Below are 23,126 nucleotides of genomic sequence, written 5' to 3' on the forward strand. Positions count from 1 at the left end.
CGGATCACTCCGCCCGCATCACATAGCCGAGGCCCCGGATCGTGTGGATCAGAGGGGCCTCGGCGTCCTCGGTGATCTTCTGGCGCAGCTTGGAGATATGCTGGTCGATGACGTTGGTCTGCGGGTCGAAATTGTAGTCCCACACGTTTTCCAGCAGCATCGATCGCGTAACCACCCGTCCGGCGTTGCGCGCCAGATAGGCCAGAATGCGCAGTTCGCGCAGGGTCAGGTTGATCCGCCGCCCACCGCGCGAGACGACATGGGCGACAAGGTCGATCTCCAGATCGCCCACCCGCAGGACATCGCCCGGCTCGGCCACGGCGGCGCCCCTGCGGCCCAGACTGTCGACCCGCGCGAGCAGTTCGGACATTGCGAAAGGCTTGGCCATGTAATCGTCGCCGCCCGCGCGCAGGCCCCGGACGCGTTCGTCCACGTCGCCCAGCGCGCTGACGATCAGGACGGGCGTGGTGTTCTCCGTCGCGCGCAGGGCCGCCAGCAGCTTGAGCCCGTCGAGCGAGGGCAGCATCCGGTCGAGCACGATCACGTCGTATGTCTCGCAAGTGGCCTGGATCAGCCCCTCGCGCCCATCGGCCCGGTGATCGACAAGATGCCCGGCCTCGCGCAGGCCCGCCGCGACATGGGCCGCCAGGCTGGCATCGTCTTCGACAAGCAGAATCTGCATAAAGGTCAGTCCCGGCACGGCATTACGGTAATTAGGGCGTCAAACAGCCCGCCCGTATCGATCCGCCGCGCGCAGGTCGAGCGGCAGGCCGCCCGCAACATGGGCAAATCCAAATATTTCCGCAATCATTGCGAGACAAGGCTGCGGCATAGGCCGGAAAATGACCGCCACTGCCCCTTCGCACGCCCTCCTCGCCACGACCCTCAAGAACGCCGCGCCGCGCCTGATCCATGTCCTTGCCGTCGGCGGCGCGCACCAGTTGCCCCATATCGTGCCGGTCGCTTGCGAACTGGAACGGCGCCATCCTGGCAGCGTGACGATCTTCGTGCCCAAGGCCGCCGATGCCCAAGCCGTCCGCGAACTCGCCGCGAAGATCGGCCTGCCCTTGCCCGCGCTTGTCGAGATGCGCCTGCCGACTGCGCTGGGCACCGTGATCCCCGGCTTCGCGCGCAAGCTGGCAAGGCTGGTCTACTGGTCGTCGCTGATCCGCGATGCTGAACTGATCCTTTGCGCCGAACGCACTTCGACGATTCTCGCGCGGCTGTGGAAGCAGTGCCCGCCGCTCGTCCATATTCCCCACGGCGCGGGCGACCGCGCGGTCGGTTTCGAGAAGCGTTTCGAACTGTTCGAACACGTGATCGTAGCCGGAAAGAAGGACCGCGACCGCCTGCTCGCCGCCGGTCTGGTGACGCCGGAAAACTGCACCGCCACCGGCCCGATCAAGCTCGCTGCGATGCTCCGCGCCGGATTGGAGCGCGCACCGTTGTTCAATAACGACCGCAGGACAGTGCTCTACAACCCGCATTTCACCGCGAAGCTCAACTCCTTCGACGCCTTCGCGAAGAAGCTGATCGAGGCGGTGGTGCGGGACGGTCGCTACAACCTCGTCGTCGCCCCGCATGTCCGCATGGCGGCGGGCTGGTCCGCACGCCAGCGCCGCGAGTGGGAAGCGCTTTCCGTGCCGGGCCAGGTGATCGTCGATCTCGGCTCGCCGCGCTGCAACGACATGACTTATACGTGCGCCGCCGATCTCTATCTCGGCGATGTCAGCAGCCAGGTCTACGAGTTCCTGATCCGCCCGCGTCCGTGCCTCTTCGTCAATGCCCATGGCGCTGCGTGGCAGGACAGCGAGGACTACGCGATGTGGCACTTCGGCGATGTCGTCACGCCCGATGCCGACCCGATCGCCGCCATCGATCAGGCCTTCGCCGATCACCGCGCCTATGTCGCCTGGCAGAAGGAGCGCACGCGCTATGCGATCGGCGGCCTCGACTGGAAGCCGGACGGCACGCCCTTCCTTGCCGGTGAGGACCCGATCCGCATCGCCGCGGACATCGTCGCGCGCGTAGCCGGACTTCAGCCCGCCCGCGCCTGATTAAGGCGGGGCGGGCCGAGGCCTTTCAGCTCATGCCGCCCATGGCGCGGACGTAGGCGACGTTCGCGCGCATCCGCGCGGTCTGCACGCCGATCCACGAACGCTGGGCATCGAGCGCATCGGTCTGGGCCGTCACCACTTCGAGATAGTCCGAAGCTCCGTCGCGGTAGCGCGACAGCGCGATCTCGCTGGTGCGCTGGGCTGCCTGCGCCGCGTCGCGCTGGGCCGAGGCCTGCGTTTCGAGATGGTGCATCGCCGCGATCGCGTCTTCCACGTCCTGGAAGGCACCCAGCACAGTGGAGCGATAGTTCGCCGCCACTTCCTCGTACTCCGCCCGCGACATCTTCACTTGCGACTTGCGCGCGCCGCCGTCGAACAGCGTCAGCAGGGCCGAGATCGGACCGAGCGACCAGAACGTGTTGGGCGTGCTCAGCAGGTTGCCATGGGTGGTCTGCCAGCCCGCGCCACCGCCGAGGCCGATCGAGGGGAACCAGGCCGCCTTCGCCACACCGATGCGGGCATTGGCGGCGAAGACCCGGCGCTCGGCTGCGGCGATGTCGGGACGGCGCTGGAGCAGTTCCGAAGGCACGCCCACGGCGACGTCCGGCACGTCGAGCGGCTCGCTGCGCATCGGCAGTGAGAATTCCGCTGGCGTGGTGCCGATCAGCGCCGCCAGTTCGTGCTCGGTCGCCGCGCGCTCATTGGCGACCGCCGAGACTTGCGCCTTGGCATTGCCGAGCACGGTACGCGCGCGGTTGACGTCTATGCCCGAGGCAATCCCGCCCGAATGGCGCGTATCGGTGAGCTTGAGCGCACGTTCGAACGCCTCGACCGAGCGGTTGAGCAGATCGGCCTGAACGTCGAGACCGCGCAGCCGCAAGTAGGCGTCCGCCACCGAGGCCTGCAGGCTGAGCCGCGCCGAGGCGAGATCGCCACTGGACGCTGCCGCTTCGGCATTGGCCGCCTTCACCGAATTGCGGACCCGGCCCCAGAGGTCGACTTCGTAGGACAGGCTGCCGCCGACCGTGAAGTTGTTGTAGGTCCGTGCCGTGCCGGTCGAAAGCGGACGGCCCGCCGACACGCGGTCGCGAGAGGCATCGCCGCTGACGCCCAGCGTCGGATAGAGGTCGGAGGCAGCGACACCGGCGGAGGCGCGCGCCTGATCGTAGCGAGCGAGCGCCGCGGCGAGCGTCGGGCTGGCCGCTTCGGCACGCTTTTCAAGATCGTCCAGCGTCGGATCGGCGAACATCGTCCACCAGTCGCCGCGTGCCTCGGCATCGCGCGGGGCGGCCTGCGACCAGCCCGCGACTTCGCGGAACGCGGGCGGAGCCGCGGTTTCGGGAGCGTGATAGTCGGGCGCCATCGAGCACCCGGCCACGGAACATCCGGCGAGAAGCAGCGCCGCGACTGCACGCAGCCTAGCCGCCATGAGCGGCGCCCTTCGGAGCGGCAGGCTTCGCTGCAGTCTTCTGGATCTTCACCTGATCGCCGCTGCGCATCGAATCCGGCGGGCTGTCCACCACGCGGTCGCCCTGCTTGACGCCGACCGAGACCACCACCGTCTTGCCGAGATCACGGGCGATCGTCACCGGACGCACCGTCACGCGGTCGCCCGCACCGACGACGGCCACGCTCGGGCCGTTATCGGTATAGAGGATCGTGCTACCCGGCAGGGTCAGGCCCTGCACGCCGCCCGCCACGTCGAAGTGGGTCTCGACGAAGGCACCGGGCTTCAGCGAACCGTCGCTGTTGTCGGCCTGGACTTCGACGAGCACCGCGCCCGACTGGGCATCGACCGCGCCCGCGCTGCGGGTGACGGTGCCGGGGAAGGTGCGGCCGGGGAACTCCGGCAGGGTCAGGTTGACGCCGACGCCCTGCTTGACCTGCGCCGAATAGATCTGCGGCACGCGCACGTAGATGCGCATGCGGTGGACGTCGGACACGGTGAACAGCGGCTGCGCGGCTGCGTTGCCCGCCACCACCAGCGCACCGATCTGCGCCGAACGACTGGTCACGACGCCTGCGAACGGCGCCGAGAGGCGAGTGAAGCCGCGCGTGGCCTGTAGTTCGCGCACGCTAGCCAGCGCGGCATTGGCAAGTGCGGTCTTGGCGGCCAGATCGCCCGCCTTCTCATCGACTTCCTGCTGCGAAACCGCGTCCTGCTTGAGCATCGCGCTCCAGCGCTTCGAAGTCGTGGCGGCGAGGCGCTGGTTGGCAAGCGCGGTCTGATAGTCCGCCTTGGCCTGGGCGAGCTGCTGGTCGACTTCGGGCGCATCGAGCACGGCGAGCGTCTGCCCTGCTGCCACCCGGTCGCCGATGTCGGCCTGCCAGCTGCGAACATAGCCGTTGGTGCGTGCATAGATCGCCGCGCTGTTGAAAGCCTGCGCGGTGCCCGGCAGCGCCAGGCCTCCAGCGTCGCCCGCGCCTGCCGGGGTGACGACCGCCACGGTCGGCACGGCGGCATCTTCGGCCACGGCTTCGAGATCGCGGGTGGCGCTGAGGCGGGTGGCGATGCCCGCGCCGACGACGGCCAGCGCGATCACCGCCGCGCCGATGCCGACACGCTTCAGGGTACGGGTCTGCGGGCCGGTCTGCTGGAGAGCGGGTTCAGAGGTCGAATCATGCATGGGCGGCCTGCACTTCCTGGGGGGCAGCCTTCTCGCGGCGACGGCCGTGGACGAAGGCGAAGACGGTGGGAACGAAAAGAAGGGTTGCGATAGTGGCACAGATCAGGCCGCCGACGACGGCGCGGCCGAGCGGAGCATTCTGCTCGCCCCCCTCGCCGAGGCCGAGCGCCATGGGGCCCATGCCGATGATCATGGCCAGCGCCGTCATCAGCACCGGACGGAAGCGGACGAGGCCGGCCTCCATCGCCGCCTTCACCGGATCCCCCAACTCGGCCAGCTTTTCGCGGGCGAAGCTGACCACGAGGATCGAGTTGGCGGTGGCGACGCCCATGCACATGATCGCACCTGTTAGGGCCGGGACCGACAGTGTAGTCCCGGTTGCGAACAGCATCCAGACGATACCCGCAAGCGCGGCCGGAAGCGCGGTGATGATGACGAAGGGATCGAGCCAGGACTGGAAGTTGACCACGATCAGCAGGTAGATCAGCACGACCGCCGCCAGCAGGCCCCAGCCGAGGCCGGAGAAGGCGGTATTCATCGTCTGGTACTGGCCGCGGATGGTGATCGTCGCCCCCTTCGGCACTTCGGCCTTGAGCGAGTCGATGGCCTTCTGCACGTCTCCCGCCACAGCGCCGAGATCACGGCCCTGCGGGGTGCCGTAGATGTCGATGACCGGGGCGATATTGTAATGCGAGACAACAGGGGCGGTGGTCGAACGGTTCAGCGTCGCCAACGCGCCCAGCGGCTGCGGGCGGGTTCCGGCGGCGGCACCCGAAACCGGCAGGTTCGACAGCTTGGTGATCGAATCCACCGCATATTCCGGCGCCTGCGCGACGACCGGATACTGCACGCCGTTGTCCGGGTTCACGAAGAACACCGGCGCGGTCTGCGACGTTCCCGCCAGCGAGTTGCCGAGGCTGGTCGTCACGTCACGCTCGGTCAGGCCATACTGGCCCGCACGGGCGCGATCGACGTCGACATCGATCTGCGGCGAGTTGGCGGGCTGCTGCAGGCGCATGTCGGCAAGGCCTGGGATGCGGGCCATCTTCGCCATCAGCTTCTGGGCATAGACGCGCGAGGCGGCCAGGTTCTTGCCTGCGATCTGGACATCGATCGGCGAGGGTGAACCGAAGTTCAGAATCTGGCTGGTGATGTCGGCTGGCAGGAACGAGAACTGGGTGCCGGGGAACAGGCGCGGCAGTTCACGGCGCAGCTTTTCGACATAGCCGTCGGTCGGGGCATGGCCCTTGTTCAGCGTGATCAGCATGTCGCCGTCCTGCTGACCGATCGTGCCGCTGTTGTTGTAGACGGTGTTGATCGAACTGACCGGCAGGCCGATGTTGTCGGTGATCGAGCCGAGTTCCGACTGCGGAATGACCTTGCGCACTTCCTGCGAGATCCGCTGGAAGCGCAGCGAGGTCTCGTCGATGCGGGTGCCGACCGGCACGCGGACATGCATGGCGATCTGGCCGGAATCGACGGACGGGAAGAAGTTGCTGCCGAGGAACGGCATCAGTCCGAACGAGACCACGACTATCGCCAGGAAGCCAAGCATGAACGTCTTCTGGCCCTGCAGCGCGCGACGCAGAATGCCGAGATAGCCGTCACGCAGCTTTTCGAAGCGGGCCTCGAAGCCGCGCTGGAAGCGCACGAGGGGATTGTGCGAATCCGGCGTCCCGGCGTTGTGCGGGTTCTCGCCGTGCGGCGTGTGCGGCTTCAGCAGGTACATTGCCAGGGTCGGTACCAGGGTGCGCGACAGGACGAAGGAGGCGATCATCGCGAAGACCACCGAAAGCGCCATCGGCACGAACAGATAGCCTGCAACGCCCGGCAGGAAGAACATCGGCACAAAGACGATGCAGATGCAGAGCAGCGAAACGAAAGCCGGGGTAACGATCTGGGCAGCGCCGTCGAGGATGGCCTCCATCACGCCCTTGCCCTGTTCGAGATGCCAGTTGATGTTCTCGATCGTCACGGTCGCGTCATCGACGAGGATACCGACCGCAAGTGCCAAGCCTCCCAAGGTCATGACGTTCAGCGTCTGGCCAAAGATCGCGAGCATAGCGATAGCGGCGAGAACCGCGAGCGGGATCGACAGTGCGATGATGATCGTCGATCGCCAGGACCCGAGGAACAGCAGGATCATCAGCGAGGTCAGCGCGGCAGCGATCGCGCCTTCGTGGATCACGCCACTTACCGCCGCTTTCACGAACAGCGACTGGTCGCCGACGGGCAGGATCTTGAGGCTGGGCGGAAGCGTCTCCGCGAGCTTGGGCAGTGCGCCCTTCACGCCCTCGACGATCGAGAGCGTCGAGGTGGCACCGTTCTTGAGCACGGTCAGCAGGGCCGAGCGGCGGCCTTCGACGTGGACGACGTTCTGTTGCTGGGCGCTGCCGTCGCGCACATAGGCAACGTCGCGCATATAGATGGTGGCGCCATTGACTACCTTCACCGGAAGGTTGTTCAGGGCCTCGATCGAATCCGGCGTATTGTTTAGGCGCACCGAATACTGGGTCTCGCCGATCTTCACGAAACCGGCGGGATTGATTTGGTTCTGCGAGGCGATGGCATTGCCGACGTCGACGGCGGAAAGGCCCTTCGACTGGAGCGCCTGCGGATCGAGGTCGATCTGCACCTGGCGCTGGCGACCGCCCGAGGGGAACGGCATGGCGAGGCCCGGAATGGTGACAAGGCCGGTCCGGATCTGGTTCTGGCCGATGTCGAACAGCTGCTGCTCGGTCAGGCCATCGCCCGACAGCGCAAGCTGGAGGATCGGCACGGTCGAGGCGCTGTAGTTCAGGATCAGCGGCGGGGTGATGCCGGGCGGCATCTGGCGCAGCACCGTCTGCGACACCGACGTCACCTGCGCGGTGGCGGTGCGGATGTCGGCGCCGGGCTGGAAGTAGATCTTGACGATCCCGGTGCCCTGAAGCGACTGGCTCTCGATATGCTCGATATCGTTGACCGTCGTGGTCAGCACGCGCTCGTAGGGCGTGATGATGCGGTCGGTCATGTCTTGCGGCGCAAGACCGGCATAAGTCCAGGCGACGGCGATCACCGGCACCTTGATTTCGGGGAAGATGTCGACCGGCGTGCGGAAAGCCGCAAGCAGGCCGCCGATGGCGATGATGATGGCCATGACGATGAAGGTCAGGGGGCGGTGCAGCGCGGTCTTGACGATACCTAGCATCGAGTACTCCATAAGCCGCCCGGCACGCAGGCGCGCGCGCAGGACAGGCGAAATCCTCTCCGGTTGATTTTTTGGTTAGGTTTCCGCCGCTGCGACCCTCTGCTGCACGGGGCACCAGAAACGGACGGGAAATCCTGCTGGGATAGTTCAGCCCCTAACGACCCGATCCCCGTTAGAAAAATGCGCTGAATGGAATACTCTCATGAATGAATTTCATGATTGTTTCCCTTCCGTAACGGGCAGGATCGGAAAAATCTGATTCAGGGTCGGATTTCTGCGGGTTCCAGGAATACTACCCGAAAATCGCCACGATCCACATCGGCCAAAGTATGCTGGACGAACTGGATCATACCTTCGTCTGGGTGGCAAAACATGCGTTCGCCGCCTTCACGCGCGAGCACCGTCTGCCCTTCCCACGAGTCGCGAAAATGCGCACTTTCCATCCGGAGCAGCGCAACCACGCTGCGGACCCGCGAATCCGCCATGGCATGACTGTAATCACGGCGAAACTCGGCCAGCAAGCGTGCAGCGCGTTCCTTCCAGTCGGGCAGAAGCGCGCGTGCGGCAGGATGTGTGAATACGTATCGCAGCAAGTTCGGTGCCGCCTCCTCGTCGAAAAGGCCCACGAACAGGCGCCGCGCTGCCGCGTTGGCGGCGCAGAGCGTCCATGCCGGATCGAGCGCATAACAAGGCCAGTCCAGACGCTCCACCAACGCCGCGATCGCCCGCGGCGCAGTATCCAGAGCCTTTGCGAAAGGGTCTGCCGGATCGAGACGTCCTGCCAACGAGAACATGTAGTCACGTTCTGCGGGTGACAGGCTGAGCCCCCGCGCAAGCCGCGAGAGCGTCTCGGCGGAAGGACGAACCTCGCGCCCCTGCTCTATCCATGCCACCCAGGTCGCGCCGATCGCGGCACGGGCAGCGAGTTCCTCGCGGCGCAGACCCGGTGTGCGACGGCGGCGATCGTGCCCTTCGGGCGTCATGCTCTCGCGCCGCGTGCGTACGAAGGCGCCGAGCAGCCTTCTTTGTTCCTCGTTCTGCATGATGGAATTTATAACAGGATAACGTTGCTTATTGTAACAGGCTATTTTTACGTCGATCGGCTTCTCGCAAGGAGAAGACCATGACTGCAGATACCCGCGAACAGGACCGGCACACGCTGGTCGACCGGCAGTTCGGCACCACCGCCGCCGCCTATGTCACCAGCAAGGTCCACGCTTCAGGCGCCGATCTCGACCGCATCGCCGAGCGTGCCCGCGAAACAAGGCCCGAACATGCGCTGGACCTCGGTGCGGGCGGTGGGCATGCTGGCTATGCCATGGCGGAAGGCGCCGCCGCCGTGACCGCCTGCGACCTCTCCCCGCGCATGCTCGACGTGATCTCCGGTGAGGCCGCGAGGCGCGGGATCGGCCATCTGACAACGCAGGCCGCCGCCGCGGAAGCGCTGCCCTTTGCGGACCGGATCTTCGACTTCCTCGCCTGTCGCTTCTCGGTGCATCACTGGCGCGATGCCGAAGCGGGCCTGCGCGAAGCACGCCGCGTACTTGCGCCCGGCGCACCGGCGATCTTCATCGACGTGATCGCCCCCGGCGATGCCGCGGCCGACACGCATCTGCAAGCGGTCGAACTGCTGCGCGATCTCTCGCACGTTCGCGACTATACTGCGGCGGAATGGCTCGCGATGCTGGGCCGGGCGGGTTTCACCGCGACCCGCGTGAGCACCGCGCGCCTGCGCATGGACTTCGCGGACTGGACCAACCGGATGCGCACGCCGCCCGAGCAGGTCACCGCGATCCGCGCCTTGCAGAAAGCGGCAAGCCGCGAAGTCGCCGCGCATTTCGAGATCGAGCCGGACGGCTCGTTCACGATCGACACGATCCTCGTCGAAGCCGTCTGAAAGCGGTCTCAGCGCAGGGGCGCGGCGGCCAGAGCCGAGGCTATGGCCATGGCCATGGGCTTCGGCTCAAGCCTGTCGTCGAACGGATTGCCGCGCATCGGCAATCCGTCCGGACGGCGGCGCTGCACCGGATAGCTCTTGCGGTTGAGGTTCGAATACTTGTCGGTCAGCCCCCAAGTCACGACCTGCTTCACATTGGTGAAGCTGAGCGTGAGGTCGAGATAACCCTTCACGAAAGCAGCGATCTCGGCATCGCGACGGGCCGGGTCCTGCTCCCTGAGGTTGCGGTCCGCACAGTCCAGTTCGGTGAGGATCACCTCCAGCCCCATGCCCTGCACTTCCTCCAGAAACCGGCGCCACCCCCGCTCGTCGTGCTTGCGCCCGAGCGTATTGCCGAGATGGCTCTGCACCCCGAGCGCCTCCACTCGCAGACCGCGCTTTAGCGAGCGCTCCAGCAGGCGCAGCACTCCGTTGCGGTGTGCGGCGTTGGTCTCCCACGACATGTTGCCGTTGTAGACGCCCTGCGCGCGGGGCGCATGTTCGCGCATGAGTTCGAAAGCGAGATCGAAGAAGTCCTCGCCAAGCACCCGCGTATAAAGCGAATTCTTGAGCACACCGTCGCGCACCTGCAAGGCTTCGTTCACGCAGTCCCACGAGCGGATGTTTGGAAAGGTATTGGCGAGAAACGTCGCATGCCGGTTCATCAGGGTGATGAGCCGGGCGCCGCCATTGGCCTTGAGCTGCGGCTCCAGTTCCAGAAGCCAGCCGGGCAGACGATCATCCTGGTTCCAGGCGAAGGTATGACCGCGCATGAACATGCCATGCTCGTCGGCATAGCGGGAGATCTTCAACGCCTTGGAGGGATCGAAATGATCCGGCTCGCGCTCCAGATACTTCCACTTGAACTCGTTCTCACCGGTCAGGACCGAGCACTGCTCGCGCAGGAGCTGCGTGAAGGCCGGATCGTCGAGATGGCTCGCCGAGACCGCCGTGCCGAAGCGAAGGCCGCGCGTGCGGGCGATCGAATCGAGTTTCATCGTCGTCGCTCCGAAAGCGCCGTCCAGCGGCAGGACCGTGGAAACGGCCATTCCCACCGCCACGGCCAGCACCTGCCTTCGCGCGAGCGGACGATGCAGTCGCCGCCGCGAAAGAGGGAAATCGGCCTGCATCAAGGCATTCTGGGCGCTCGAACCGAACCATGCAAGCCCGCGCGGTCCCACGCCTTCGACAAGGCCATTGCCGCCATGCCCGGCAAAGCCTAGGCGAAGGGCGGTTTTTCCGAAGAGACGATCAATGACGCTTCAGACCTGGTGGCTTTACGCTTTCGCGGTGTTCCTGCTTTCGGGAACGCCCGGCCCGAACATGCTCCATGTCATGGCCCGCAGCGTCGAGTTCGGTTTCCGCCGCAGCGTACCGGCCATGGCGGGCTGCATGCTGGCGATCACCCTCGTGCTCGCGGCCTCGGCGGCAGGCCTGACCGCCCTGCTCAAGGCGATCCCCGGTGCGTTCGAGGTGCTGCGCTATCTCGGCGTGGCCTACCTGGTCTACCTCGGCATCAAGTCGTGGCGGGCGCCGGTCTCGGCCGATGAGGCGGACGAGCGGCTGGACCGCCGCTCCTCGCCCATGGCCCTGTTCCGGGGCGGCTTCACGATCGCGATCAGCAATCCCAAGCTGCTGCTCTTCGCCGCCGCTTTCTTCCCCCAGTTCATCAATCCCGCCGAGCCGAAAGTCCCGCAGTTCGCCGTTCTCGTGGGGACGTTCGCGGTGATCGAGATGCTCTGGTACTGCACTTATGCGCTGGCCGGAGGCTCGCTTTCGAACCACTTGCGCCGTCCCTCGGTGAAGCGCCTGTTCAACCGCGTGACCGGATCGATCTTCGTCGGCTTCGGCGCAGCGCTGCTGACGTCGCGCGGCGCCTGAGCATTCAGCCTGCCGCCTGTTCAGCCAGGAGAAAGGCACCGACCAGACCCGAAGGCTCGGCGCAGAAGGGCGGAACGATCAACCGCTCCATCGCCGCTTCGTCCTTTGCCGCCTGGACGTAGCCGCCGAGCAAGTCCGCCGTGCGCGCGCGAATGAGCGGGATCAGCCGCTCCTGCTTCATCACCCCGCCGCCGAGCACGATGCGCTGCGGCGCCATCGTCAGGAACAGCGTCATGCAGAGCTGCGCGAGGTAATCGGCCTCGACTTCCCAGAACGGATGGTTGGCCACCAGTTCGGAAGCCGGAGCCCCCCATGCACTGCTCACGGCAGGACCGGCGGCCAGACCTTCAAGGCAATCGCCGTGGAAAGGGCAGGTCCCGGCAAAACCCTCATGTGCGGGATGGCGACGAACGAGGATGTGCCCGGCTTCGGGATGGCCGATGCCGTGGACCGGCCTGCCCTCGCTGACCAGCCCGACACCGATGCCGGTGCCGACCGTGACATAGGCAAGCTGGCGCATATCCGCCCCTGCCGCACGAACTTCGGCCAGGGCCGCCGCGTTAACGTCGGTATCGATCGCCATGGGCACGTCCAGGAAGGTCCGGATGCGCGCGAGAAGGTCGGTACCTTCCCAGCCCGGCTTGGGGGTCGCAAGGATCTTGCCGTAATCCGGCGAGGCCGGGTCCACCCCGACCGGGCCGAAGCTGGCCACGCCGATCCCGGGCAAAGTCCCGAGATCCGCCGCATCGCGGAAGAACGCCGCGACTTCGGAAAATGTCGTGTCCGGATCACGGGTGGGGATCGTCGCCGTGCGCAGCGATCCCGCCTCAGCGCTGCCGACGGCGCAGACGAACTTGGTCCCGCCTGCCTCAATCGCCCCGTGGATCGTCATGCCCTGCCCTTTTCATGCACTTTGATTGCCAGAGCCTCTGCCACCGCATGACGGCGCCTACAAGCGATTGCGCCCGCGGGTCGAAAACGACCCGCGGGCGCGGACAAGACAGGCAGTCGGGGAACTGCCTTCCCGTCAGGCTACCGAGGAAAGACGGAAGGTCTGCCTCTGGCCGCCGGTATCGAAGCGTGCGGCCTGATCGTTGAGCGAGGCCGCCTCGGTCGTCAGGTTGCGGGCGGCGGCGGAAGTTTCCTCCACCATCGCCGCGTTCTGCTGGGTGGAGTGGTCCATTGTCGAGACCGCCACGCTGATCTGGGTGATCGCGGTGGACTGGGCCTGATTGTCCTGCGCCATCTGGCCGAGCAGCGTGTGCACTTCGGTCATGTCGCCAGAGATGTTCTCGAAGGCGCCATCGACGCGCTGGACGGCATCGACCGCCGTGCCGATGTCCGCCTGCGTCGCGGTAAGCTGTTCGCGGGCACGCTTGGCTTCCTCTTCCGAGCGCATGGCGAGCGCCGAGACGAGATCGGCAACGACCGCGAAGCCGCGCCCGGCATCACCCGCCCGGCCCGCCTCGACGGCGGCGTTCATGGCGAGGACGCGGGTCTGGAAGGCGATCTTGTCGACGCCCTCGATCACCGAGTCGATGCCCTTGGCGCTGAGGCTGACGCGGTCCATCGCCGCGACGGCCTCTCCGGCAACCGCACGCCCGCCCGAGACGGTCGAGAGCGCTTCGTCGGCACGGCGCACCGTCTGCGAGGAGGCCGTGGCCGAGGCCTTGAGCCGCTGGTCGATCTGGACGAGCGCGGCGGAGGTCTCTTCGAGGCTGGCGGCGTTCGCTTCGGTGCGGCGGGCGAGATCCTCGGAGGCCTGGGCGATTTCCGCCGAGCCGGTCTGGATGCCGCCAGCGCTGCTGGCGACGGCGCCGATCATGCGGCGCAGTTCGGCCAGTGCGGCGTTGAAGTTGTCCTTGAGTGCGGCATAACCGGCGGGGAAGGCGACAGTGATCTCGCGGGTGAGGTCGCCTTGGCGCAGCGCGTCGAGACCGTCGCCAACGGCAGTGGTGACGATCTTCTGTTCCTCGGCGGCGCGGTGGTCGGCCTCGGCACGGTCGGCGGCGGCCTGACGGAACACGTCGGCGGCGCGGGCCATCGTGCCGATCTCGTCCTGGCGGTCGAGTTCGGGGATCGCGCAGTTTTCGCCCTTGGCGAGACGGTCGACGGCGCCGCTCAGCTTCGTCATCGGGCGGCCGATGATACCGCCTGCCGCATAGAACAGGCTGGCGAGAACGGCGGCGACGATGACCAGACCGCCGATCACCAGCTGCCAGGCCATGCTGCGCGCAGGCGCGGCGATGGTCGCCTCGGGAACGTCGAGCACGAGCGCCCAGGTGGCGTTGAGCCCCTGAAGCGCGATGGGGCGGATCACGCGGCGCGTCGGCACGCCGTCCACGTCGATGTCGGAGAGCACGCGGGTCTCGCCGCTTGCAAGCGCCGCCTTCACGTCGTCGATGCCGGGATCGTCGTAAGCCTTGCCGAGCTGGGCGGGATCGGGATTGGCCACCCACATGGCGGAGGAGGACAGCAGCATGACGCGGCCGGTGCCGAAGGGTTTCAGCTTCGACAGACGCTCGGAAAGGCTGCCCAGTTCCATGTCCACGCCGGTAACGCCGATCACCCGGTCGCCGGAACGGACCGCATGGGTGATCGAGGTCATCAGGACGCTCGTGCCGTTCACGTCATAGGCGTAAGGATCGACAATGGCGCCCTCGCCATTGTCGAAAGCCTTGCGATAGTAGGGCTTGTCGTAAGCGTCGCTCTCATTGTTCGGAGACTGGGTCAGCACGCCGTTGCTCTTGACCCAGTAAGGCGTGAAGTTGCCGTTGCCGCTCGATCCGGGCTGTCCGCCCTTGCCTGCGTCGCCGCCGTCCCACTGGTCGGGCGCGATCATGACCCAGGCCCCCAGCGCCACCTTGGACTTCAGCAGGTTCGCCTTAAGCACGTTCGTCGCCGTGCCGCGATCGCGCGAACCGACCGCATGCATGTTACCCAGCGAAGAAGCCAGGGTGCTGGCCGTCGCCTCGAATGCGGCGATATCGGCCTTCACCTGATTGCCCTCGGCATCGGCCTGAGCGATCGCCGACTGGTCGGACAGCTTGCCGACCTCCGATCCGGTCTCGAAGACGACGGCGGTGAAGCCAAGCAGCAGCAGAACCGCGATCGCCAGTCCGGCGACCGTCATCAGCTTGCCTGCGATATGCATGCGACTGAACAAGTCTCTCATTTTCCAACTCCCGGAAGATTAGGTCAAAACGCCGCGGTGACCGAGAAGAGCGCGGCGGCAGTGGCGGCCGGATTGCGGCGCAGATTGGTGTCGATATAGGCGAGGCCCAGCGTGATCGGTCCCAGCACGGCATCGCCGCCCAGCGACCAGTCGTAGTAGCCGCCCGGCTTCGGGCTGATCGCTCCCTTGCTGCGGCCGCCATGGGCGCGCAGGGTCAGCGGCGTGCCGGGGATCGGGACAGCGGTATCGCTGAACACGTAGAGGTGATCGCCGCCGATCGCGGCCTGGTCCCAGCTGTAACCCGTGCCCAGCGTCGCGCTGAGCGGGCCGAAGTCGTGGGTCAGCTTGGTGGTGGTTTCGAGGTATTCGATCTTCCCCGAGCCTTCGCCGCCGGGATAGCTGTAATAGGCCAGCATGACATCGAGCGTCGTGCGGGGCGCCAAGGCGCCCGCCCATCCGGCGTAGAAATCGACCTCGGTCGGGCCATAGCGGTCACCCATGTCGAGCGAAGACGTCCAGGTGCCGATATAGACACCGCTCGTATGTCCGACATTGATCGTCGCCTGCACGGCGGGGTCTTTGCCGGTCAGCGAAATGCCGCGAAAGCGATAGTCGCTGATGAGCGTCGCCGCGCCCGAAACCGTGAAGTCGGGCGTATCGGCGGCGGCATGAGCGGTAGCGGGCAGGAACAGCAGCGCCAGGGCAGGCCCGGCGGAGGAGGGGAACGGCATGTAAGTCCTGTTTTGGGACGGAACGGGGGGCAGTGCCATTATAGGACACCCCGCCGGCCATCGGCGGAAGCGTGCGCGGCTGCCCGCCGATCTCCTCAACAGAAACTTACAAGATGTTCATATCATTTCGAAAAAAATTGCGCCGAAGCTGCCTCAGGCCGGATCGAGTTCGGCAATGCGTTCTTCGGAAATCCCGCCGCCGATCAAGGCGCCGTCGAAGGGCGTGGTCTGATAGATCTCGTTGATCCAGTTGCCGAAGAACAAGTGCCCGTGGCTGCGCCAGGCATTGACGGGAGCCTGGGCGGGATCGTCGCCGGGATAGTAGTTCACCGGAACCGGCCCGCCGTCACGGCGATACTCGTTCCCGAGCGTGTCCACATCGTATTCGAGATGGTTGAACATCAGCAGCGCCCGATCGGTGGGATCGTGGAGCAGGCAGAGTCCCGCTTCGTCGCTTTCGGCCAGAACCCGCAGACTGCCGCTCTCCGGCAGGTCAGCCTTGCGCACCTGGGTCCAGCGCGAGACCGGCACCGCGAAGCTGTCCGAAATCCCGCGCAGGAACGGCGAGTTCGGCGCGAGGTTGCGATGGGGATAGACCCCGAAAGCCTTTGCCGGAAGTTCGTGCTTGGGGACGCCGTGGAAGTGGTGGAGGAAGGCCTGCGCCGCCCAGCAAATCGTCAGGCAGCTGTGGACGTGCGTGCGCGTCCAGTCGAAGATGCGGCGCAGTTCGGGCCAGTAGCGCACTTCGTCGAAGGCCAGCCGTTCGACCGGGGCGCCGGTGATGATGAAGCCGTCGAACCGCTCGTGCTCGACATCGCGCCAGGGGCGGTAGAAGGCCTCGAGATGCTCGGCCGAGGTATTGCGAGCCACGTGATCGCTGATCCGCACCAGCGTCAGTTCGATCTGGAGCGGCGTCGCGCCCAGCAGGCGAGCGAGCTGCGTTTCGGTGCTGACCTTGTCGGGCATGAGGTTGAGCAGGCCGATCCGCAGCGGGCGGATATCCTGCCGCACCGCATCGCTTTCGCGCATGACGGCCACGCCTTCGTTCTCCAGGATGGAGCGGGCGGGCAAGTCGTCGGGTATCTTGATCGGCACTTCGCGTCGGTCCTCAATTCCGGAACGACGCTGGTGGCTTGATCCGTTCGATTGCCCGGTCGGCCACATCCTCCTTGACGGAGTGCCACCTTGCCCGGATCGGCAGGTTGGCGTTGGGCGTCGCCCCAACTCTTGATGCTGGAAACGGCCATAGGCGGTTTGGCGCGCTCTGGCAACGCCCTGCCCCCATTTGACTATCCGGCGCGTCGTTCGCGCAGTCTTGAGCGGGCGATCAGCCCGCCCGTACAATTGACGGATAGGGAAATCGGGCCTAGCCGCCGGAGAGGAATACGAAAAATTGCGCCTCCGCGAAATCGACTTCGCAGCCGAGGCGCCGCTATGCTAAGGACATTGGAATGAGTTTGCCGGCCGCTGCCGTCGTGATCCTGATGACGGGCCAGCCGGTTCCCGACGCTCCCGCCTACTTGGCTGTGCAGGATGTCGCCGGCACGACGACGGGGCAAGATGTCGCCGGCGCCGCGACCGGCGCAATCACTGCGACTCAGGATTCGCAGGCCGCTCCGGCATCGCAGACGGAATCTCCCGCTGTTCCGGCACCCTCCGCTCCGGAAGGTGCTCTGCCAGCAACAACGCCCAACGCCGCGGCGCCCCAAGCGAACGACCCTGCCTCTGGTCCCGAGTCGGTCATCGTCGTCACCCGTCCGGAACCGGCACCGCCCGGCGATCCGCTGCAACATCTGAACATCGAATCCTTCAAGGCCGTGCAGGCGGTCGACAAGGCCGTGCTCGAACCCGTGGCCAAGGCCTACAACAAGGGCCTGCCCCGTCCCGTCCGCAAGGGCCTGCGCAACTTCTTCAGCAATCTGGGCGAGCCGGTCGTTTTCGCGGCCTACCTGCTGCAGTTCAAGCCGGGCAAGGCCGCCGAAACCGCGGGCCGCTTCGTCATCAACACCACGCTCGGCGTCGCCGGCTTCGTGGACGTGGCGAAGAAGAAGCCGTTCAACCTGCCCTATCGCCCCAACGGCCTTGCCAATGTGCTGGGCTATTACGGCGTCGGTCCGGGACCTTATTTCTATTTGCCGATCGTCGGCCCGACGACGCTTCGCGACATCGTCGGCGACACCGTGGACAAGCTCCTGCTGCCCGCCGCCGTCGGCAAGCCCTTCACCAAGCCCGCCGTCGTCCTGCCGATGACGATCATGAACCAGCTTGGCGAACGCGCCGCCTTCGACGAACAGATCGGCAAGATTCGCGAGGAAGACAGGCCCTACGCCGCCTACCGTGATCTCTATCTCAAGCAGCGCGAGGCCGAGATCGAGGCGCTTCATGGACGCACCGTGCCGGACGTAGTGCCGGTCTATGGCCCCGGCCTGAAGACGCCCGGCAAGACCGGCGAGACCAAGACCCCGGAAGGCTCGGAACCCGCAGAACCGACCGGCAGCGCGCCAGCTCCCGCCGAGCCGACCGCTGCGACGCTCGTTACGGTGGAACCTGCACAGGCCGCAACGCCCGACGTGCCGACGCCCTGAAGGACGCTTACACCGGCTTCAGTGCAGTCCGGCCTCGATGGCAGCCAGCAGGATATCGGGGTCGATCGGCTTGGTCAGAAAGGCGCTGGCACCCGCCGCCATGGCCTGTTGCCGCGCCGCGTCGGTCGGATAGCCGGTCATCACGATCACCGACTGCTGGCAATTGCGGCGGCGCAATTCGGCCTGCATCGCCAAGCCGGTCATGCCCGGCATGTGCAGGTCGGTGACGATCGAAGTGACATGCCGCAGTAGATCGCTGGCCAGCAGGTCTTCGGCGCGTGCGAAGCCGATGCTCGTCAGCCCTTCCGAACGGAGCAGACTGTCGAGACTGCCGCGCACCCCGGCGTCATCGTCCACCACGGCCACGAGTGGCCGCGTCAGCGGGCTGTTTTCTAGGGGCGCGACCAATGTATACTCCAGTTCTTTCGGGCGAAACCTTCGGACGGGGCCGTGGTTCCATTCACCCCTCACTCCAGTTGGCAAGATCGGCAGGCCAATGCCATCATACTCAGGTGTTAAGGGAAAGGCCCGTCCCTGTGGCATCGCCGTACCATTGCGTCTAGACTGAGCCGCGCTGCATATCGCAGCATCCTCGCATCTTCCCGCCTTGTGCCCAGTGCCTTACCGAGCGACCGTAACCGATCGATGATCCTTCCCAAGCGCCCCCGTTCAGCCCTTCGCGCCTTCCTGCGCAGCGAGGCTTCTGGCGGTATCCTGCTGATGGGTGCGGCAGCGCTGGCGCTGATCGTGGCCAACAGCCCGCTGGCCGAAGACTATTTCCACGCCCTTCATCTCAGGATCGGCCTGAAGTGGTTCTCCATGTCGCTGGCACACTGGATCAACGACGGCCTGATGGCGCTGTTCTTCATGCTGGTGGGCCTGGAAATCAAGCGGGAATTCGTCGACGGGCACCTGTCGAACTGGTCGGACCGCGCGCTTCCGGCGATTGCCGCGGCAGCGGGCATGGTCTGCCCGGCGCTGATCTACCTCGCCATTACCGGCTCGACACCCGGCCTCGCGCGCGGCTGGGCCATTCCCGCCGCGACCGACATCGCCTTCGCGATCGGCGTCATGGCCGTTCTCGGCAAGCGGGTACCTGCCTCGCTCAAGCTGTTCCTGACAACGGTGGCGATCGTCGACGACATGGGCGCGGTCGCGGTCATCGCGCTGGCCTATACCAGCCAGATCAAGGGTGCCGCCCTGCTCGCCGCCGGGATCGTTATGGGTGTAATGTTCGTGCTTAACCGGATCGGCGTGAAGCGGCTCTGGCCCTATCTTCTTCTGGCAGTCGCACTCTGGCTGGCGGTCCTGCTATCAGGAGTTCATGCCACTATTGCAGGCGTGCTGGCCGCTTGCCTGATCCCGATCCGCACCACGCCCGGCGCGCCGGACAGCACGGAATCGCCGCTTCACCGGCTGGAGCACGGCCTTCACGGCTGTGTCGCCTACGGCGTGGTGCCTCTGTTCGGCTTCGCCAATGCCGGGGTATCGCTGGCAGGGCTTGGCAAAGAGCAACTGCTTGCCCCGCTACCGCTGGGCGTTGCCGGGGGGCTGTTCCTCGGCAAGCAGATCGGCGTGTTCCTGGCGCTATGGCTCTGCGCGCGCTTCGGCATCGCCCGGCGTCCGAGCGGCGCGACCTGGCTACAGACTTACGGCATGTGCCTGCTCTGCGGCATCGGCTTCACGATGAGCCTGTTCGTGGGGGGGCTGGCCTTCAGCGATCCGGTGCTGATCGACGAGGTGAAGATCGGCGTACTCGGCGGCTCGATCCTTTCGGCCCTGGCGGGATATGTCGTGCTCCGTCTGACTGCATCGCGGCAGGACGCAAAGGCGGTTGCGCAGGACTGAACGATCCGGGACACTGCCGCCGGAACAGGCAACAAGGACAAACCGAATGGCAGCGCAGCGCGGACCGGTATTCGTGGCGACGGATCTCAGCGCGCGCAGCGACCGCGCGGTGGACCGAGCGCTCATGCTGGGCAAGCAGTGGCAGGTCGAGACCGAGGTGATCCATGCCGTGAGACCGCAAGCGCCGGTATCGGAAGCCGACGTTCGCCGGACTCTCCCCGCAGGCGCAGTTCAGGTGCGGATAGTGTTGCCGTCCGGACCGGCGCCGGACATGATCGCCGATCTCGCACAGGAACGAGGCCCTTCGCTGATCGTCACCGGCATCGCCCGGTTCAACCATCTGGGCGACTACTTTCTCGGCACCGCAGTCGACTACATCGTCCGAAACGCCGCCGCGCCGGTACTGGTGGTGAAGGAGCGACCACGCGAACCCTATCGCCGCATGCTGATCGGCGTGGACATCTCGGAAGAGTCCTTGCGCACCCTGCGCCTCGCCGCCGAACTGTTTCCGGACTTGCCGATCGATCTGGTCCATGCCTATCATGTGCCGTTTCGCGGCTGGATCGATTCCGACGGCATGCGCGAAGAGCTGCGCCGCGAGGCCGAGACCCGGCTGCACGACTTTCTCCGGGACGCAGCCCTCCCCTCGGACAGGCTGACGATGCACCTTGAACTCGGCGCGCCGGACGAAGTGCTGGCCCGCAGCATAAAGCGCCTTGCCCCGGACCTCGTGGTTCTGGGCAGCCGGAACCGCAGCGGTCTGGCCCAGGCGACATTCGGCAGCAATACCTCGGCTCTTCTCGAATGGATTCCCGCCGACACGCTGGTCGTCAAGAACGGTCTCTGAAGAGTCAGTTCCGGTAGCGGGTGATGCTCTCGTCCCGCACGCCGAGTTGCTCGGCCATGCGCACGAGATCGGCCAGCGACTGCGCCGCCATCTTGCGCATCACATTGCCGCGATGGATCTTCACCGTGATCTCGGACAAGTCGAGCCGCGCGGCGACCTGCTTGTTCATCAGCCCAGTGACGACCAACGCCATCACCTCACGTTCGCGCGGCGTCAGTGTCTCGAAGCCGAGCCGCAAAGCGGCATTGTCGGCGTGGACCGACCGGCGTGCACGATCCGCTGCCAGCCCCGTGCGCACGGCGGCCAGCAACTGGTCCTCATCGAACGGTTTGGGCAGAAAGTCCACGGCGCCAGCCTTCATCGCACGGACGGTCATCGGGATATCACCATGGCCGGTAATCAGGATCACCGGAACCGCGATGCCTTCGGCGGCAAGGCGCTCCTGGAAGTCCAGCCCGCTTTCGCCTGCAAGGCGAATATCCAGCACCAGACAACGCGCCTGCTCGGGAAGCTTCGCGGCAAGGAAAGCCTCAGTCGTCGCGAAAAGCGCCACTTCGAAGCCGTTTGCCCGCAACAGGCTGCCGATACTGCTGCGAACATCGGCATCGTCGTCGAGCACGCAGACGCAGCCTGCCAGTTCCTCGTCCGTCATCGATTCCATCTCGGGCGGCATCATACCAGCACCATTTCCACCGGCACCGGCAGGCAGAACCGGAAAGCCGCCCCGCTGCCAGGCACATTTGCCGCAGTCAGCGTGCCGCCGTGCTGCTCCACGATGGAGCGGCAGATCGCCAGCCCCATACCCATGCCCTCCCCCTTGGTGGTGAAGAACGGCAGGAACAGGTCCTCCGGATCGCCCGCGATCCCGCTGCCCCGGTCGCTGATCTCGATCATCACTTCGTCTTGCGAACGGCGCGTCGCCCGCAAGTGCAGCTCCCGCTCATCCGGAGGGATCGCCGCCATGGCCTGCTCACCGTTCATGAGCAGGTTCATCAGCACCTGTTGCAATTGCACGCGGTCTCCCAGCAGATCGGGGAAGTCCGGGTCGATCGCGACTTGCAGGCCCACGCCGTGGGTCTGGAGATCGCGCCGCAACAGTGCCAGGGTTTCTTCCACCAGCGGCGCAAAAGCGATCGCTTCCCGCTTGGGATCGGCCTTGCGCGCCAGTTCGCGGATACGCGCGATCACGTCCGCCGCGCGGGTGCCGTTGCTGGTGATATGTTCTAGACAGTCGGCGACTTCCTTGGCCGCCGGAGCATCGCGGTCAAGGCCTTGATCCAGCCCCTTTTCGAGCCACCTCCGGCCCGACCGCGCATATGTGATGATCGCCGAGAGCGGCTGGTTCACTTCATGGGCGATGGATGCCGCAAGCTGGCCGAGCGTGGTCACACGGGACATATGCGTGAGGTCGGCCTGCGACTGCGCCAGGCGGGTCTGCGAGCGATTTCGCTCGGTCACGTCGATGGCCATGACCAGCACGCGCTTCCAGCCATCGTGATCGGGTGGCAAGGAAACCTGAAGCAACACGTCGACTTCCTCGCCCAAGCGGGTGACGAACCGCGTTTCTTCCTCCACCGCCTCCTCGCCCCGCAGCAGCCCTGCATATATCCGGGCCAACGCCTCGAACGCCGCGGGCGTCGCGAAATCGCCGATGGTACCGCCCGCCAATTCGCTCCGGTCTGCCAGGCCGAACAGGCGTGCGGCGGCATGGTTGGCATTGCGCACGCGCGCCGAACCGAAGGCCATTTCCACCAGGCGATCGTCGAAATCGCCGGTTCCTTCGAGCAGGCGCCAGGCGCCCGACCAGTCCGACTCCCAGATGGGAAAGCCCGCTGCCGAGAAAATCGTCCGATAGCGCGCATCGGCCCGCTCTCGCTCCGCGCTTTCCGCCAGTTGGCGCAGGATCAGCACCGTCGTGACGAGCAATGCGACCAGACTGACACCAAGACGCATCGCCGGTGCACCCATCGGTGCATCCCAATGAGACAGGCAATAGCCGGCAAAGACCAGCACCGCGCAATAGGTGGCGGCAGCCAGCACTGCCGCGCGCGAATGGGTGCGCCCGGCAAGCACGACCACGGTCGTGTAGAGAACCGCCACCGCGCCCTGAAGCGGACTGAGGACATCCAGTGCAAAGATACCCAGCGCCAGTATCGCCCCCGCCAGGGCATAGAATCTGTTCACCAAAACCCCTGCCTCGGCATCGCCGCGCATTGCCTCCTCCTGCCGGGAACCGAACCCGGACCTGG

19 protein-coding genes and 1 riboswitch are annotated in these 23,126 nt (G+C 65.9%); of the genes, 6 read left to right on the forward strand and 13 right to left on the reverse strand.

What is annotated here, in order from left to right; genetic code table 11:
• Positions 1 to 4 precede the first annotated feature (4 nt).
• Positions 5 to 682 (reverse strand): response regulator transcription factor, encoded by a 678-nt coding sequence (locus ACZ1II_RS05595; RefSeq protein WP_465143430.1) that lies wholly within the window; start codon positions 680 to 682, stop codon positions 5 to 7.
• 160 nt (positions 683 to 842) lie between these two features.
• Here ACZ1II_RS05595 and ACZ1II_RS05600 point away from each other — a divergent pair, with 160 nt between their 5' ends.
• Complete coding sequence (locus tag ACZ1II_RS05600) at positions 843 to 2,057, forward strand: glycosyl transferase (RefSeq protein WP_465143431.1); 1,215 nt, start codon at positions 843 to 845, stop codon at positions 2,055 to 2,057.
• Positions 2,058 to 2,082: 25 nt separating this feature from the next.
• Here the strand turns inward: ACZ1II_RS05600 and ACZ1II_RS05605 are convergent, their stop codons facing one another.
• From ACZ1II_RS05605 to ACZ1II_RS05620, 4 genes are all read right to left on the reverse strand, one after another.
• Positions 2,083 to 3,486 carry an efflux transporter outer membrane subunit gene (locus ACZ1II_RS05605; protein WP_465143432.1) on the reverse strand — a complete coding sequence of 468 codons (1,404 nt, stop codon included), beginning with the start codon at positions 3,484 to 3,486 and terminating at the stop codon, positions 2,083 to 2,085.
• Entirely contained in the window at positions 3,476 to 4,684 is a 1,209-nt protein-coding gene (locus ACZ1II_RS05610) for an efflux RND transporter periplasmic adaptor subunit (protein ID WP_465143433.1), read from the reverse strand. Before ACZ1II_RS05610 ends, ACZ1II_RS05605 begins: the two co-directional genes overlap by 11 nt.
• Positions 4,677 to 7,874, reverse strand: a complete 3,198-nt coding sequence (locus ACZ1II_RS05615; RefSeq protein ID WP_465143434.1) for an efflux RND transporter permease subunit — start codon at positions 7,872 to 7,874, stop codon at positions 4,677 to 4,679. Before ACZ1II_RS05615 ends, ACZ1II_RS05610 begins: the two co-directional genes overlap by 8 nt.
• A 260-nt stretch (positions 7,875 to 8,134) precedes the next feature.
• Positions 8,135 to 8,917, reverse strand: coding sequence for a helix-turn-helix domain-containing protein (locus tag ACZ1II_RS05620; RefSeq protein ID WP_465143435.1), 783 nt, complete (start codon positions 8,915 to 8,917; stop codon positions 8,135 to 8,137).
• Between the two features lie 80 nt (positions 8,918 to 8,997).
• Between ACZ1II_RS05620 and ACZ1II_RS05625 the strand changes: the two genes are divergently transcribed.
• A complete protein-coding gene (locus ACZ1II_RS05625; protein ID WP_465143436.1) occupies positions 8,998 to 9,771 on the forward strand; it encodes a class I SAM-dependent methyltransferase in 774 nt (257 codons plus the stop codon).
• A gap of 8 nt (positions 9,772 to 9,779) precedes the next feature.
• Here the strand turns inward: ACZ1II_RS05625 and ACZ1II_RS05630 are convergent, their stop codons facing one another.
• Positions 9,780 to 10,859 (reverse strand): endo-1,4-beta-xylanase, encoded by a 1,080-nt coding sequence (locus ACZ1II_RS05630; protein ID WP_465143437.1) that lies wholly within the window; start codon positions 10,857 to 10,859, stop codon positions 9,780 to 9,782.
• A 205-nt stretch (positions 10,860 to 11,064) separates the two neighbouring features.
• Here ACZ1II_RS05630 and ACZ1II_RS05635 point away from each other — a divergent pair, with 205 nt between their 5' ends.
• Positions 11,065 to 11,691 (forward strand): LysE family translocator, encoded by a 627-nt coding sequence (locus ACZ1II_RS05635; RefSeq protein ID WP_465143438.1) that lies wholly within the window; start codon positions 11,065 to 11,067, stop codon positions 11,689 to 11,691.
• A gap of 4 nt (positions 11,692 to 11,695) precedes the next feature.
• On the opposite strand, the gene ACZ1II_RS05640 is transcribed toward ACZ1II_RS05635, so the two are convergent.
• The 4 genes from ACZ1II_RS05640 to ACZ1II_RS05655 all read right to left on the reverse strand — a co-directional run bounded on the left by ACZ1II_RS05640 (position 11,696) and on the right by ACZ1II_RS05655 (position 16,692).
• A complete protein-coding gene (locus tag ACZ1II_RS05640; RefSeq protein ID WP_465143439.1) occupies positions 11,696 to 12,583 on the reverse strand; it encodes an ROK family protein in 888 nt (295 codons plus the stop codon).
• A gap of 135 nt (positions 12,584 to 12,718) precedes the next feature.
• Complete coding sequence (locus ACZ1II_RS05645; protein WP_465143440.1) at positions 12,719 to 14,866, reverse strand: methyl-accepting chemotaxis protein; 2,148 nt, start codon at positions 14,864 to 14,866, stop codon at positions 12,719 to 12,721.
• Positions 14,867 to 14,889: 23 nt separating this feature from the next.
• Positions 14,890 to 15,597: a TorF family putative porin gene (locus ACZ1II_RS05650; RefSeq protein WP_465143441.1), complete on the reverse strand. Its 708-nt coding sequence runs from the start codon at positions 15,595 to 15,597 to the stop codon at positions 14,890 to 14,892.
• A gap of 153 nt (positions 15,598 to 15,750) precedes the next feature.
• Entirely contained in the window at positions 15,751 to 16,692 is a 942-nt protein-coding gene (locus ACZ1II_RS05655; protein ID WP_465143442.1) for a homoserine O-succinyltransferase, read from the reverse strand.
• Between the two features lie 37 nt (positions 16,693 to 16,729).
• Positions 16,730 to 16,836, reverse strand: a riboswitch (SAM-I-IV-variant riboswitch).
• A gap of 212 nt (positions 16,837 to 17,048) precedes the next feature.
• On the opposite strand from ACZ1II_RS05655, the gene ACZ1II_RS05660 reads away from it, so the two are divergent.
• Positions 17,049 to 18,182 carry an MlaA family lipoprotein gene (locus ACZ1II_RS05660; protein WP_465143443.1) on the forward strand — a complete coding sequence of 378 codons (1,134 nt, stop codon included), beginning with the start codon at positions 17,049 to 17,051 and terminating at the stop codon, positions 18,180 to 18,182.
• A gap of 18 nt (positions 18,183 to 18,200) precedes the next feature.
• Here ACZ1II_RS05660 and ACZ1II_RS05665 read toward each other — a convergent pair whose 3' ends face one another.
• Positions 18,201 to 18,590: a response regulator transcription factor gene (locus tag ACZ1II_RS05665; protein ID WP_465143444.1), complete on the reverse strand. Its 390-nt coding sequence runs from the start codon at positions 18,588 to 18,590 to the stop codon at positions 18,201 to 18,203.
• A gap of 237 nt (positions 18,591 to 18,827) precedes the next feature.
• On the opposite strand from ACZ1II_RS05665, the gene nhaA reads away from it, so the two are divergent.
• Positions 18,828 to 20,030 carry a Na+/H+ antiporter NhaA gene (gene nhaA / locus ACZ1II_RS05670; RefSeq protein ID WP_465143445.1) on the forward strand — a complete coding sequence of 401 codons (1,203 nt, stop codon included), beginning with the start codon at positions 18,828 to 18,830 and terminating at the stop codon, positions 20,028 to 20,030.
• A 46-nt stretch (positions 20,031 to 20,076) separates the two neighbouring features.
• Positions 20,077 to 20,877, forward strand: coding sequence for a universal stress protein (locus ACZ1II_RS05675; RefSeq protein ID WP_465143446.1), 801 nt, complete (start codon positions 20,077 to 20,079; stop codon positions 20,875 to 20,877).
• 4 nt (positions 20,878 to 20,881) lie between these two features.
• Here the strand turns inward: ACZ1II_RS05675 and ACZ1II_RS05680 are convergent, their stop codons facing one another.
• Positions 20,882 to 21,553 (reverse strand): response regulator transcription factor, encoded by a 672-nt coding sequence (locus ACZ1II_RS05680; RefSeq protein WP_465143447.1) that lies wholly within the window; start codon positions 21,551 to 21,553, stop codon positions 20,882 to 20,884.
• Entirely contained in the window at positions 21,550 to 23,061 is a 1,512-nt protein-coding gene (locus ACZ1II_RS05685; protein ID WP_465143448.1) for a sensor histidine kinase, read from the reverse strand. The genes ACZ1II_RS05680 and ACZ1II_RS05685 overlap by 4 nt, the downstream gene beginning before the upstream one ends.
• Positions 23,062 to 23,126: the final 65 nt, after the last annotated feature.

This window comes from Novosphingobium sp. BL-S-20 (assembly GCF_055521635.1).